The organism is Streptomyces sp. NPDC051104, from assembly GCF_040682835.1.
In the GTDB taxonomy this organism is placed as follows: Bacteria; Actinomycetota; Actinomycetes; order Streptomycetales; family Streptomycetaceae; genus Streptomyces; species Streptomyces cynarae.
The window spans coordinates 1-14,319 of sequence record NZ_JBFBBS010000076.1; the positions used below are offsets into that span (position 1 = coordinate 1).

Consider the following 14,319-nt stretch of genomic DNA (forward strand, 5'->3'; position numbering starts at 1 on the left):
GCGACAAGCTGGCTGGGGTGTTGTCCACCAAGCCCGGCCTGAAACGGTTCTTGCGCACCACCCCGAGCGGGCTGCTGCGGGTGGACAAGAAGAAGTGCCGAAGAAGCAGGACACCGGCGTCCTGATCACCACTCCGGCTCCCGAGTACGACGCCAACGACAACGTCACCAAGTCGACGGCGCCCAATGGTGCGGTGTCCACGGCGGTGTACGACAACGCGGACCAGATCATCTCGGCGACCGGGCCGGCGAACAACCTGACCGCCCCGCGTACCTCGACCTACACCTACGACAGGGTCGGCAACCTGAAGACGACGACCGAGCCCAAGGGCACGGCGACGACGACGGACGCCACCGACTACGTCACCACCAACAACTACAACCAGATCTACCAAGTCACCTCCGTGGTCAACGCGGCCGGTGACAAGGTCTCCTACGAGTACGACAGCGTCGGCAACGTCGTCACGGTCATCGACCCGAAGAAGAACGCGACGGTGGACACCACCGACTACACCACCAAGACGGCCTACGACCTGGACCACCGGGCCACCACCGTCACGGACGCGGCCGGGAAGTCCACCAGGCAAACGTACGACAAGGACTCGCTGGTCGTCTCGACGACGGACGCGGAGAACAACACCACCACCATCACCTACGACGAGCGCGGCAAGCAGACCGAGGTCAAGGTTCCCTACGAGGGCACCACGACCCGGTCGACGAAGTACGAGTACGACCAGATGGGCAACGTCACCAAGGTGATCACCCCGCGCGCCGTCGCAGCCGGTACCACCACGGCGTTCACCGCCCGTACCGAGTACGACGCGCTCAACCGGCCGGTCAAGAAGTACCAGCCGTACGACCCGGCGGACTCCCGCTACAACGACCCGAACGTCTACACGGAGACCGTGTACGACGAGCTGGGCCGGGTGGCGAAGACGTCGCTGCCGCCGTCGGAGGGTGAGACGGTCCGTAACGACACCAACTACACCTATTTCGACAACGGCTGGGTGGAGTCGTCCACCGACCCGTGGGACATCGCCACCACCTACGACTACAACGAGCTGGGCCAGCAGACCAAGCGGACCCTGACCTCGGCCGGCGGTTCCTCGAACCGCACGATGACGTGGTCGTACTACGCGGACGGCTCCGTCAAGGGGCGTTCCGACGATGGCGTCCCGGTGGGTCAGTCGGTGGTCCTGGTCGACAACTCCGACACCCAGAACACGTCCTCCACGGGTACCTGGACGACCGGGAACATCACCGGCCAGCTCGGCTACGACCACCGCATCCACGCGGCGGGCACCGGCACGGACGCGTTCACCTGGACGCTGAACATCCCCAAGGACGGCACGTACACCGCGTACGTGAAGCTCCCGAAGGTCACCGGAGCGGCGACCACGGCGAAGTACACCGTGACGCACTCCACCGGTACGACCGACAAGACGATCGACCAGAACGCCACCGCGAACCAGGGGACTTGGGTCTCCCTGGGCTCCTACTCCTTCAAGCAGGGCAACGCGGCCAAGCTGCAGCTGTTCCAGAACAGCGGCGGCACGGTCGTCGCGGACGGGGTGAAGCTGGTCCGGGACACCACCGGTGACCCGGCCGACACGGAGAAGAGCAATTTCGCCTACTCCTACGACCTCAACGGCAACCTGACCAACATCGACGACACCTCGTCGACCGCGAAGATCGACTCCTACACGGTCGCCTACACCGGCCTCAACCAGGTCCAGAAGGTCACCGAGTCGCTGTCCGGGACGGTGAAGAAGGCCACGTCGTTCACCTACGACGCCAACGGCCAGCCGGAGACGGTCACCCATCCAGACCAGTTCTCCAAGTACACCTACGACCTGCGCGAGTTGGTCAAGACGGTCTCCGTCGGCAAGAGCGCGACGGACACCGACCCGAAGGTGACGTCGTACGCCTACACCGACCGCGGCCAGAAGCTGAAGGAGACCAAGGGCAACGGCAACACCATCGACTACACCTACTACCTCAACGCGGCGCTCAAGTCGTCGACCGAGAAGAAGGCCAACGGCACCCTCGTCTCCTCGCACACCTACGCCTACGACCCCAACGGGAACAAGGCACAGGACGTGGCGAAGAAGATGAACGCCGACAACACGACCGCCTACCTGGACTCCACCACCAACTACACCTACGACCCGGCCGACCGTCTCAAGGAGTCGGTCAAGACCGGTAACGGCGCGGGGACGGAGACGTACGTCCACGACGACAACGCCAACGTCATCAGCCAGACGGTCAAGAACGAGACCACGCAGTTCGAGTACGACCGCAACCGCCTGCAGAGGGCCACTACCGGCTCCTCCACGGCGAGCTACAACTACGACCCGTTCGGCCGACAGGAGTCGGTGACGGCGGGTGGCCAGATCATCGAACGCAGCACGTACGACGGCTTCGACCACGTCGTGAAGTCCGAGAAGATGGACGATACCGGCGCGCTGAAGGCGACGACGTACACGTTCGACCCGCTGGACCGCACCGCGTCCAAGTCGGCGGACGGCAAGACGACCGACTTCTCCTACCTCGGTCTGTCCACCGAGGTTCTGGACGAGAAGGTCGCCGGCACGCTCACCAAGTCGTACCAGTACAGCCCGTGGGGCGAGCGTTTGTCGCAGGTCAAGCACAACACCGACGGCACGACGGAGGACGGCTACTACGGCTACAACAGCCACACCGACGTCGAGACGCTGACGGACAGCAACGGCGACACCAAGGCGACGTACAGCTACACCGCCTACGGCAAGGACGACGACTCGGAGTTCACCGGCATCGACAAGCCCGCCACCGCCGACCCGACCAAGGAGGCCTACAACCCCTACCGCTTCAACGCCAAGCGCTGGGACGCCCAGTCCGGAACGTACGACATGGGCTTCCGTGACTACAACCCGGGTCTGAACCGCTTCACGAGCCGGGACATGTACAACGGCGCGCTGGCCGACATGGGCCTGGGGGTCGACCCGTACACCGGCAACCGGTATGCGTTCACCGGAGGCAACCCGACCACCTTCATCGAGTACGACGGGCACATGATCTGCGCAGAGCAGGGCGTGTGCGGAAGCGAGGCCTTCCTCGACAAGTACTACGGCCAGCAGGAACAGAGCGATACGCCGTCGACCCCTGCTCCCGACTCGACCCTGGTGACCATCGGCGCCGGTTGTCCGCCGGCCTGCATGACTCCCACCAAGGAGCTCACCATGGAGCACCTGCAGCTGATGGGGCTTTCCGACCACTACGGGTCGCAGAAGGACCTCGACGTGTGGAGCAACTGGGACGCGCTGGCGCAGAGCTGGAACTGGATCTTCGGCGGTGTCGAGGAGGACCGGGCCCAGTACAAGGATGACTTCGTCGCCGCGTATGCGGACACCATCAAGGCAGCCGCGGCCAAGTACGATATCCCGGCTACCTTGCTGGCCGGCGTGGCCCACAACGAGGTCTCCGGAGATCCGCCGATCTTCGACAACCTGGGTGAGGTCAAGAGCGGCGACAAGGCGTCCTACGGCAATGTCAGCATGCAGATCAGCCTCGCCGCGGAGTTGCTCGGTTACGATCCCAGCAATCTCAGCGGTTACCAGCGCAGCGAGATCAAGGGCTCGCTGGGGGACAACGTGCAGAACGTCTTCCTGAGCGCTCGCTATCTGTCGAAGGGCAGAGACGCCATCGCACCCGGGAAGGGCGCCGCGGCCTTCACGACGGATGACCTCAGGAATGTCGGTGCCTGGTACAAGGGCGGTTCCGGCTACTGGGCCACTGACCCCGACTCCCAGGCATACGGGGGGAGGATCGTGACCAACCAGTCCATGTTGTCGGGCCTGCTCGGATAGGTCCCGGCTGCATCGGGGGTCTGCCGGGCGCCGGTTCCGGTGCCTGGCAGACCCGCACCGGGCAGTTCATCCAGAACGGAGTGAGAGTGATAGTCACAAACCAGAAGGCGGGCCTGTGGGCGCGGGGAATCCTCGCGGCCGGTCTGTACATCGTTGCGGCCGCCATGCTGGCGTTGAGCCTTCCGGCGGTGGGCGTCGAGACGACGCCGACGAGTGACCCCGACACGGCGGCGGGGGCCTTCTTCTGCCTGGTCCTGTCCGCGTTGTTCCTCGCCGCCACTGCGGCGGTCTCCTTCAGGTGGAAGACGGCCCGCGCCCTGTGCCTGCTCCACCTGATCCTCATGGTGATCGTCTGGACTCAGGTGCCGACCCCGTTCTGACTGATCCCTCTGGACACGTGATGGACGTGCGCATACTCGTGGACGTGACGGTGGTCGTGTCGGTCGTTCCGGCCCTCGCGATCACCCCGCGTGTCCTGGCCCGCCCGTCCGGCCTTCTGGCCGGGGCGGCGGGCCCCGGGGGCAACCCGACCAGCCGGGTCGAGTACGACTGCCACAGGACCTGTGCCGAGCAGGGTGTCTGCGGCAGCGACGCGTACGTCACCCAGTAGGAGGACTACGTTCCGAAGCCGCGGGCGGCCTCGCGGATCCGCTCGGCGGTGGTTTCGGAGACTCGGCCGCGCCACTTGTCGCCGAGGACGAGCGAGACGGCGGGCTCGCGCCGCAGCGCCGCACGTCCCCGCCCGGTCTGGTTCCGGGGCCCACCACGCCGCCGTGCACGCCGTTGCCCTCAAGTCCCTGATGGGCGACGGAGTGCGGTCCTTGACCTCCGGGGAGCGCACCCTGCTCGGTGACTGGCTGGACCGCATCGCCGCCGAGGGCGATCGGGAAGCCGGTGCCGCCGAGCCCGGCGAAGAACGCCCGCACGACGCGCAATAGCCCATCCGCCCGCGCCGTCCCGAGCCTCGCCCCCACCACCGACGGCCCATCGGGGTGGCTCTCGCTGGGTTTGCTCTCCACGCGCTCTTCGGCGGTGTCGGAGGGATGCCGGGCAACCCCGAGTGCCACCTGATGATCGTCCTGGTTGACGAGCGCCCCGAAGCCGTAACCGACAAGCAGCGCTCGGTGCAGGGGGAGGTCATCTCCTCGACCGCCGACCGGTCGGCGGAGGATCACATGATGGTCACCGAGTTGGCTTTCGAGTGCGCCAAGCGCCTGGTGGAACTCTGCCACGAGGCGCTGATCTTGTTGGATCCCCGGCGCCTACAACCTGACAGCGCCCGCCTCGGGCCGCCTTCTGCCTGGCGGACTCGACCCCGTTGCCTTGCACGCGGTCACATCGCTGTTCAGCGCGGCTCGCAACATCCAGGACGGCGGCTTGCTGACCGTTCTGGCGACCGGGCTCGTGGGGACGGGCTCACGCTCGGAGGAGACCCTCGCCGAGGAGTTGGGCCGACTGGCCACGATGCGGCTGCGCTTGGGCCGCAAACCGGCCGCGGAGCGTGTCTTCCCGGCGTTTGATCCTCACGTCTCCGGCGCTCAAAACGAGGAACTTCCCCTGCAGCCGGGGAGTTGGCGATCGTCGGCACCGTGCAACGTGCCGTGCGGCCCATGGATGCCGAGCAGGCGATCCGGATGATCGCGCACAAGCTGGGCCGCACCCCAACACGCCCAGGCTGACTCGACGGGCTTCCGAGCCTGGCGATCCGCCTCGCTCCGGCCCGGCTCCTGACCACGGCGGGCCTGCCGCTCACCTCCGCGACCGACCGGAAGAGCGCGCGCGCCCCTCGGTACGGTACGTCACCGACGCCCGCCGTGCGCCGAGGCGAAAGAGGCGCGGTCGCCAGGCTTGGTGCCGTGCCGCAGGTGGAACTCGTTCAGTCCCGGGCCTGTGCCGGCAGGGAATGCCGCTGCGGTGGACTGCCCGCATGCAGCGCACAGACCGCGGCTGCCTCGCCCCTCGGGAACATCGCCGGGTTGCAGCCCTATGCCGTTGGCGCCGGTGTTCTGATCCCGGTGCTGGTCCATCGCCTGCGGACAGTGCCGGACGAAACTGACAGAACAACCGGCAGGACATGAGTACGGCATGGGGGCCGGGCGGTGGTGCCGCCTGGTCCGCCGCCAACGGCTCACTCTTGCGGCAGCGCGATAGATTGGCGTGTGTTGGCGGTCGCGTCCGGCGTCCGCCGGTGCGGCTGACAGGGGGTATGCCGGTGACCGGTGACGGTCGGTCCGGGGACGAGGGGTCCGACGCGCGTCTGGCGCAGTTGTGTGCGCGGCTGGCGGATCGCGCGGGGCCACTGGCCACCGATCCGCAGCTCGCCGCGGTGTCCGAGCGAGTGCTCGACGCGGTGCGTTCCGGCCAGGACGCGGCGGCTGAGCTGGACCTTCTGGACGATCTGCTCCTGCGCGCCGGTTACGTCGGCGGGCTGGGAGCCTACCGCACCGATGGTGGCCCGGTGTTCTCCGTGCTGCCGGGAGCCTCTGCGGGCGGGCATCCGGTGCTGGAGGCCCTGGTGTGCCCCGCCGACAGGTGCCCGCGCGTGGAACTGCCCCGCGGCGCCCGGGAGGACCCTACCGTGTGCGCGGTGTGGGGGCGGGCCCTGCGACGCGACCGGATCGCGTGATCACCGGCGTGCTCGGCTCGCTCGGTGGGAAACTCGCCGAGCGCTGGGCCGCGACACTGGCGCTGCCGGGTCTGCTGTACGTGGCGGTCGCCGTGCTCGCCTCCGCGCTGGGACAGCGCCCCTGGTACCCCGTCGCGGAGGCACGCCGACGGCTCGCGGCGATGGCGGCCGACACCGGCGGACACGGCCCCGCAGCCGTTGTGCTGACGGTCTTCATGGTGCTGGCCTGCGCGGCGGGCGCCGCGGTCACGGCGCGCGGGCTCGGGGGCCTGGTGGAACGCCTGTGGCTGATGGAGGGCGACCCCGATGCGACCGGGCCGGTGGCGTGGCTCACCCGACGCCGGCGGGCGAAGTACCGATCGGCGGCGCGGGCGGCCGACAGCGCACATCTGGCGGCGGCGCGAGCCGCACGTTCGGGTACGGACGGGCGGCAGGCGCTGATCCGCCAGGCGGAACGTGCCTATGCCGTGCGCAACCGGGTCTCTCTGCGCGAGCCATGTCATCCGACCTGGATCGGCGACCGGCTGGCTGCCACCGAAGCCCGCGTTCATGAGACGTACGACCTCGATCTCGTGTCGGCCTGGCCCCGCCTGTGGCTGATCCTGCCGGACGGTGTCCGCTTGGACCTCCACCAGGCGCGGGCCGCCTTCTCCGCTGCGGCCCAGCTGATCGCGTGGGCCGCTGGTTACGCCGTACTGGCCGTGTGGTGGTGGCCCGCTGCGGTGATCGGATGCGCGGTCGGCGTGGCGGGATGGTGGCGCGGCAGGGCGGCCGCGGAGGTGCTCGCCCTTCTGGTCGAGTCCGTGGTGGACGTCCACGGAGCCGAACTGGCGCGGGCCCTGGGCTTGGAGTGCCCGCAGCGGCTGACCCGCGCGGTGGGCGAACAGGTCATGAAGTCGCTGCGGAAGGACACCTGATGGGTAGCAACCATGACGGACGATGACCAGACCGACTGGACCGAGCGGCGCAATCGCCTCGTGGCCCAGGTCAGTGAGCGGGTGCGGCGGTGCCAGGCCGACCGTGACCCGGCTGCGGTCCTGGATCCGGAGGCATCCGAGGAAGTCGACCGCCTGGTCTGGCTCCTGCGCGGGCGTCAGGATCCGGAGGCCGCGTACTGGATGGGCATGCTGAGCTTCTGGCGTTTCGCCCACCTGCCGTTCGGCGTCGACGCCATGCGGGAGATGCGCATCGCCGCCCTGCAACTGCTGCCGCTCACGGTGACTCACCCGGGTGCCGTGCCCGATGTCGTACGCGAACACGTCGAACAAGTCGGCGCGAGCGCGGCCGATTGGAACGACTTCGCCGTCGGACTGCTGGAGCAGTACTTCGGGACCGGCGATCCCGTCTACCTGGACTGCGCCATCGACAACCTGTTCTTCACGGCCGTCGAGCGGAGCGGGATGCCGGACGAGGGAGAGTACCGGCGCAACCTGCTGATGGCTCTCCACACCCGTTACCGGCTCTCGCCCGGTCCGGAAGACCTGCGCCTGCTGGTCGTGACGGGCCGCAAGGCGGTGGCTCTGACCCCCCGGGACGAACCGCGGCGCGGCACCGTACTGGCCATCACGGCCGACGCGCTGACGGACACCGCTGAACGGACGCATGACCTCGCCGTCCTCGACGAGGCCGTCGAGCTCTTCGACGAGGCTGTCGCCACCGTCTCCGCCTCGGACTCCAACCGCTGGGCCGCGCTGACGGGTCTGAGCAAGGCCTGCCATCTGCGCTACGAGATCAGTGGACAGGCTGCGGCCCTGCAGTGGGCGGTCGAGGCCGGGCGCGCCGCCGTAGAGGCCGCACCCGACGACGGCTCGCGCCGCAGCGCCGCACTCGGCACGCTGAGCCTGGCCCTTCTCCGCCTCGCCGAGCACACCGGCTGCCAGGCGGACCTGGACGAGGCCGTCATGGTGCTGCGCCGGGCGCTGCGCGAGGCGCCCGGGAACTCCGCCGAGCGGATCGGCCTGCTCACCAACCTCGCGGCAGCGCTCATGACCGACTTCGAGCGCCGCGCCGACCCCGCGGCCTTGGAGGAGGCGATCACCCTGCGCCGGCAGGCAGTCGCGAGCGCGCCGCCCGGTCAGGAGCTCTACGCAACCGTCCGGACCAATCTCGCCGTCGATCTGCTGGCCCAGGACCACTACCGGGGTCCCGCACCGGAACTGGTGGAGGAAGCCGTCGGCCTGGCCCGTGAGGCCGCCGGTCTCCTGGAGCGGGGATCCCCGCCATGGCTGGCCGCCCAGGGCGCCCTCGCGCACATCCTGCGCGCCTGGTTCCGCTACACCCCCCGGCCGGAAGTCCTGGAGGAGTCACTGGCGCTGCACCGGGAGGTCCTTGCCGCGCTCTCCCCGGACAGCCCCAGACGCACCAGCGCGTTGATGCAGTTCGGCTACGCTCTCACGGCCCGCTACGAGAGCACGGGCGACTCGGGGGCACTGATCGAGGCCATGAACGTCACCCGCGAGGCACTGGGCCTCACCCCGCCCGGCCACGCCGACCGGGCTCACCGCATGGCGACGCTCGCCGGGATCCTCGCGGACATCGCCCAGCGCGCCGACACGGCGGAACCACTCGTTGAGGCGGTCGGCCTGTACCGCCAGGCCGCCGAACTCACCCCGGAACGGCACGCGGAACGGGCCAGCACACTCGAGAGCCTGGCGGGCGCGCTGCGGATGCTCTTCCAGCGCACGGGCGACGCCGCCGCACTCGACGAGTCGATCGGCCTGTACCGGCAGGCCGTCGCCCTGGTCCGGGACACCGGTCACACCCAGGACGCCTACCTGGGCAGCTACCGCAACAACCTGGCCGTGGCCCTGAGGCTGCGCTCCGAACGGACCGGCGACCCGGCGGACTTCGACGAGGCGGTGGCCCTGCTGCGGCAGGCGGCGGCCGCCGTACCGGAAGGCCGGCGGGCGCGGGCCTCACGGCTGAGCAACCTGGCGTTCGCGCTGCGCAGAAAGGCCGATGTCCACGGAGACGACGCGGCTCGGGCGGAAGCGCGGGAGGCGTACCGGGAGGCCGCTCTGACCGCTGCCTCGCCACCCCTTGACCGTGTGGAGGACGCCCGGCACTTTGGGGCGCTGCTGGCCGCCGACGGCCTGTGGGCCGAGGCCCACAACGCCTTCGCGTTCGCCGTGGGTCTGCTTCCGATGGTCGCCCCGCGTTCCCTGGCCCGGCAGGACCAGGAGTACGGGCTGTCCCGGAACATGGGCCTGGCCGCCGACGCGGCGGCGTGCGCTCTGACGATGGGGGATCCGCTGGGCGCGCTGCGCATCCTCGAACAGGGACGCGGGGTGCTGTTCGCCCAGACGATCGATGGCAGCGGCGATCTGGCGGCACTGCGCGAGCAGTACCCGGACCTCGCCGCGGAGTTCGCCCGGCTGACCGCGGAGCTGCGGGACAGCCACGCCTACGAGGACACCGCCGCGGGTCCGACCGGAGCGACCGCAGCCGCCCGGGGGTCCCGGGAGGTGACGGGCGCCTGGGACGACCTGCTCGGCCGCATCCGTACGCTGCCCGGCTTCGGGAACTTCCTCGGCTCACCGGACGCCGGGGCGCTGCTCCAGGCCGCCGTCGAGGGACCGATCGTGGTCGTCAACGTCAGCGCGTACCGCTCCGACGCCCTGCTCGTCACCCCGAACGGCGTCGATGCGCTCCCCCTGCCCCGCCTCACCCCGCAGGCGGTCGACGAGCAGGTGAAACGGCTCGATCAGGCAGTCGCCGACGGGACCGCCCCGGGAGCGGACGAGCGAGCCGCCCAGCGGACCGTCCACGACGTCCTCGGCTGGCTCTGGGACACCGTCACCGAACCGGTGCTGGACCGGCTCGAAAACCTCGGGCTCCTCAGCACGGGAACGGACGACCGGGACGGCGGCGCGCCGCCCAGGATCTGGTGGTCGCCCACCGGACAGCTCACATTCCTCCCGCTGCACGCTGCCGGGCACCACGACGGCGCCGGCGAGGACGGCGCCCGTCCCCGTACCGTCCTCGACCGGGTGGCGTCCTCCTACACGCCCACCATCCGTGCGCTGGTCCATGCCCGCGGCCGGACCGCGGCCCCGCCTGCCGAGGACGGACTTCTTGTCGTCGCCATGCCCCGTACGCCCGGAGCGCGCCCACTGCCGGGTGCGCATCGCGAAGTCGAGTGCCTGAGCGCCCAGCGGCCGACCGTGCTCAGCGGAGCGGCGGCGACCTCGGCGGCCGTGCGTGCGGCGATGGCCCGGCACCGCAGTGTGCACTTCGCCTGCCACGCCGTCAGCGAAGCGGCCGACCCGTCGCTCAGCAGGCTGCTGCTCCACGACCACGCCGACAACCCGCTGACCGTTCAGGACATCTCCCGGATGGACCTGAGCGGTTCCCGTCTGGCTTTCCTGTCGGCGTGCGACACCGCGCGGAACGCCGTACGGCTGGCCGACGAGGCGATCCACATCACGAGCGCCTTCCAGCTGGCCGGCTTCCCGGAGGTGATCGGTACCCTGTGGCCGGTCAACGACGCCTTCGCGGCCCACCTCGCGGCCGGCTTCTACGGCTCGGCCGAACCGGCGGCCCACGGTGCGGCGTATCCCTCCCACGCGGCGCTCGCGCTGCACCGGTCGCTCCGCGCCGCCCGCGACGCCTACCGGGCCGCTCCGTCCCTGTGGGCCGCCTACATGCACACGGGTGCCTGAAGCGGGGGGTCCGGACCTCGATCTGCCGATCACCGGTGGCTGGAACCGCGTTCAGCCCTGCTCGAAGGGACCTGTGCCTCACTCCTGGCGGCGTCGCGAACCGTGCGACACGACGCGGAAGGGCTGCCTCTCCGCGTCTGCCACCAACACGCGCGATCGCCCGCTGTACGTGCAGTGAACTCCCACTCGCCACGTGACATCACCGGGTGCGCTGAGCTCTGTCCGGATGGAGCCCCGCGAGGATCACCGACAAGATCCACTCGCCGACCCCCGGTACGGCGACGGCTACAACCACTGCAGCGGCGAGTAAGTGGTCGAACTCGTAAATCCTTCGGGGATTGATCACGCCGCTGGTGCGGCGGAGGATCCTTCGTGTCGGTCGGCGGTGTGCTGGTCGAGCCTGGCCAGCAGATCGTCCAGGTCGGAGGTGGTGAACTTCCACTGGAACGGCTGTGCCGTGGCGTTGTAGCGGTCTTCGAAGGCTCGGAGCCGGTCCCCGACCTGGGTAAGGTCGGTGAAGTCGTTGGGCGAGACGACCTTGCGCTGTACGACGGAGAAGTAGACCTCCACCTGGTTTAACCAGGAGGCGTGCACGGGGGTGTGGACCATCACCGCGTTCGGGAACGCCGCCGTCAGGCGGTCGGCGGCCTTCTGGCCGCGGTGGGAGGAGCCGTTGTCCACGATCCAGAACACCCGCTTGGCGCTGGCGTAGGGTTCGACGCTCATGACCTGGGTGACCAGGCTCATGAACGGGTCGATGCCGGTGCATGGCTCGGTGCGGCCGAACACCCTGGCCTGGTGGACGTCGTAGGCGGCGAGGTAGGCCAGCGCGCCGCCACGTCCGTAGGTGTGGTTCACGCGCATCGCGCGGGCCTGTCCGGGAGCGAGGGTGGGGTGGCAGCGGCAGCGCGCCTGGATGGAGGTCTTTTCATCCGCGCTGATCACGTACTCGTCGGCGCCGAGTACCTTGCCCTGCCAGGTGCGGACGTACAGGTCCAGCACGCGCTGGGCCTTGGCGCGGAAATCGGGATCGGTGATGAAGAACCAGGAGCGGTGCTGCCACGGTTTGAGCGCGTCTTCGGCCAGCCAGCGGCGCACGGTGGAGGCGGAGATGGTCCCGGTGATGCCCCGGGCGGCCAGCTCGCGGGCCAGCTCCGGGCATGACCAGCGCGCCAGCGGCACCCCGGTCTCGGCAGGCAGGCGGCAGGCCAGCGCTTTGGCCTCGGCCACCTGCAGCGCCGTGTACGACGGGGGCCGTCCCGACCGATCGCGGTCGGACAGGCCGCCCAGGCCCCGGTCGGCGAACCGGCCGCGCCAGCACCGGACCGTGTCCAGGTGCAGGCCCGTGGCGCGGGCGATGCGTGCGTTGGAACGTCCGCGTGCGGCATGCAGCACCACCTGCGCGCGTATCCGCAGCCGGTGCTCGGTCTTGTGACCGTAGGCCATTTTCTTCAATCGCTCGCGCTCAGCGGCGCGCAGGGCTATCGGGCAGGCGGCAGCAACAGGCAAGGCAGGCAGGCCGATCAGGAGAAGTGGATCACGACAGGCCGTAGCCTGCCGCATCCGGGCATCGGCGCGTCGGGCACGATGGGCACCATGCCCACGCCCTCGGAACACACCCGGCTCTCACTCGAGGGACGCCTTGGCGATCACGCCCGCACCGCCTGGCCCCAGCTGAAGAAGCTGCACGTCCGCCACCGTGGCGCCTTCGCCTACGTCGAGGCCGAACTTGCCGACGACGAACGGGTCAGGCTGATGCGCCTGCGCTACATCGGCGCCGTCGGCCGATGGGGCCTCGCCCTCTACCTGGCCAGCAGCGACCGCTACCAGGACTGCCTGCTACCCACCGGCAACCCCGCAGGCCCCCGGCAGAGGCACTCGACTGCGCCTGCCAGCTCCACCTCGCCGCCCCCGGCCTGTGACCAGGCAACACACAACACCGGACCTGAAGTCAACACCCCGAAGGACCCTAGTCTCGACGGCCGTCGTACTGGAGCGCCGGTCGACGTAGGACCTCGCCGATCCACTCGGCGGTGAAGGCCGCCAGCTCGTCGGCGGAGCCCTTCGCTTCACGGGCGACGATGTCGTCGCGTTCTTCGGACGGCACCAGGTTGCACACGTGCAGTTGGCTGCACAGCACCGTGTTCCCCTCCAGGGACGCGCCGATCGCAAGATAATGGGAACCCTGGTGAGTCAGGTCGACTACGAGACGCATCTCGTCCTGCTGCGACGGTTGCCCCTCATCGTCGGACTCACCGGCGGGGAAGAAGAGGACGTACGTCGATTCGGGCGGACACGGCCACCATTTATGGGTTGTTACCACGGGCCAGCTGTGAGCAGGACGGCGGAACGCATGCTGTCGGACGCGCGTGCGGGGTAGGCCCGGGCGGGCTGTGGGGACGCAGAGCGATGAGTGTGGCCTGCAGTGCGGGGCATGGCCAAGCGGTCGAGGAGTTCGCCGGCGGCTTCGTGGCCGGAGACGAGTTCTCGCAGGGCTTCCTGGGTGAGGTAGCGGTAGCTCTGCGGAGGGTGGAAGGCGCTTGTGGCGCGCAGGTGAGCCAGAGGCACGGTGCTAGACAGGGGGCGGGGGTGGTCGAGTAGGAGGGCGGAGGCCTGCGTGGCGCCGTCCATATAACGCGTGTACTCAGCTTTGCTGAGGCCGCATGCTGCTTTGTGTCGGCGCCACAGCTGTGCGGGGGGTGCGCTGTCGACGGCTGTGAGGCGGGCGGTTCCTGTCAGTGCCATCACGGGCGAGGTCGCGTAGATGATCACAGGCGTGCCTGCGGGGACGGCGACGCGCTGGCGCCGCAGTTCCACTGTCTTGTCGCCGTTGAGGATGGCCGAGGCGTACTGCGGGTGAAGCGAGAGCACGATCGGGTCCTCGTCGAGGAGCTTGGCCGCCAGGGTCTGCTGGCACGGTGCGCACCGCTCGGCGCACGCGCCGATCAGCGCGGACGCGGTCCGCATGTCCGGCGCGGTGTCGACTCCCCAGCCGCCGGGATTGGCAGGCTGGAGGTGGGAAGACGTCACCGCCCGCTACACCGCAGCAACCGACGCCTGACCCAACATCACAACGTCACCGGGCGGGGGGGGGGGGCCCCCGGGGGGGGCCCGCCCCCCCCCCCGGTGGGGGGCCCGATGTTTGGTGATGCGGGGGGGAAAGAAAACGCCGGTGTGTTGGGGCC

Annotated in this window: 9 protein-coding genes and 1 pseudogene; 7 read left to right on the forward strand and 3 right to left on the reverse strand. The window is 69.5% G+C overall.

Annotated elements, in window-relative coordinates:
- Positions 1 to 94 precede the first annotated feature (94 nt).
- From AB0N14_RS38370 to AB0N14_RS38400, 7 genes and pseudogenes are all read left to right on the forward strand, one after another.
- A pseudogene (locus tag AB0N14_RS38370) lies at positions 95 to 3,847 on the forward strand (RHS repeat-associated core domain-containing protein); the annotation flags it as partial.
- Positions 3,848 to 3,933: 86 nt separating this feature from the next.
- A complete protein-coding gene (locus AB0N14_RS38375; protein ID WP_366030343.1) occupies positions 3,934 to 4,227 on the forward strand; it encodes a hypothetical protein in 294 nt (97 codons plus the stop codon).
- Between the two features lie 20 nt (positions 4,228 to 4,247).
- Positions 4,248 to 4,457 (forward strand): hypothetical protein, encoded by a 210-nt coding sequence (locus tag AB0N14_RS38380; RefSeq protein WP_366030344.1) that lies wholly within the window; start codon positions 4,248 to 4,250, stop codon positions 4,455 to 4,457.
- A gap of 163 nt (positions 4,458 to 4,620) precedes the next feature.
- Positions 4,621 to 4,785 carry a hypothetical protein gene (locus AB0N14_RS38385; protein WP_366030345.1) on the forward strand — a complete coding sequence of 55 codons (165 nt, stop codon included), beginning with the start codon at positions 4,621 to 4,623 and terminating at the stop codon, positions 4,783 to 4,785.
- A gap of 1,274 nt (positions 4,786 to 6,059) precedes the next feature.
- Positions 6,060 to 6,473 carry a hypothetical protein gene (locus tag AB0N14_RS38390; RefSeq protein ID WP_366030346.1) on the forward strand — a complete coding sequence of 138 codons (414 nt, stop codon included), beginning with the start codon at positions 6,060 to 6,062 and terminating at the stop codon, positions 6,471 to 6,473.
- Positions 6,470 to 7,390, forward strand: a complete 921-nt coding sequence (locus tag AB0N14_RS38395; RefSeq protein WP_366030347.1) for a hypothetical protein — start codon at positions 6,470 to 6,472, stop codon at positions 7,388 to 7,390. The genes AB0N14_RS38390 and AB0N14_RS38395 overlap by 4 nt, the downstream gene beginning before the upstream one ends.
- A gap of 12 nt (positions 7,391 to 7,402) precedes the next feature.
- Positions 7,403 to 11,134 carry a CHAT domain-containing protein gene (locus tag AB0N14_RS38400; RefSeq protein WP_366030348.1) on the forward strand — a complete coding sequence of 1,244 codons (3,732 nt, stop codon included), beginning with the start codon at positions 7,403 to 7,405 and terminating at the stop codon, positions 11,132 to 11,134.
- A gap of 342 nt (positions 11,135 to 11,476) precedes the next feature.
- On the opposite strand, the gene AB0N14_RS38405 is transcribed toward AB0N14_RS38400, so the two are convergent.
- The 3 genes from AB0N14_RS38405 to AB0N14_RS38415 form a co-directional block, all read right to left on the reverse strand.
- Complete coding sequence (locus AB0N14_RS38405) at positions 11,477 to 12,580, reverse strand: IS630 family transposase (RefSeq protein WP_366030349.1); 1,104 nt, start codon at positions 12,578 to 12,580, stop codon at positions 11,477 to 11,479.
- A 523-nt stretch (positions 12,581 to 13,103) separates the two neighbouring features.
- On the reverse strand, positions 13,104 to 13,349 hold the full coding sequence (locus tag AB0N14_RS38410; protein ID WP_366030350.1) for a hypothetical protein: 246 nt from the start codon (positions 13,347 to 13,349) through the stop codon (positions 13,104 to 13,106).
- A 101-nt stretch (positions 13,350 to 13,450) separates the two neighbouring features.
- Positions 13,451 to 14,164, reverse strand: a complete 714-nt coding sequence (locus AB0N14_RS38415; protein WP_366030351.1) for an ASCH domain-containing protein — start codon at positions 14,162 to 14,164, stop codon at positions 13,451 to 13,453.
- Between the last annotated feature and the right edge of the window lie 155 nt (positions 14,165 to 14,319).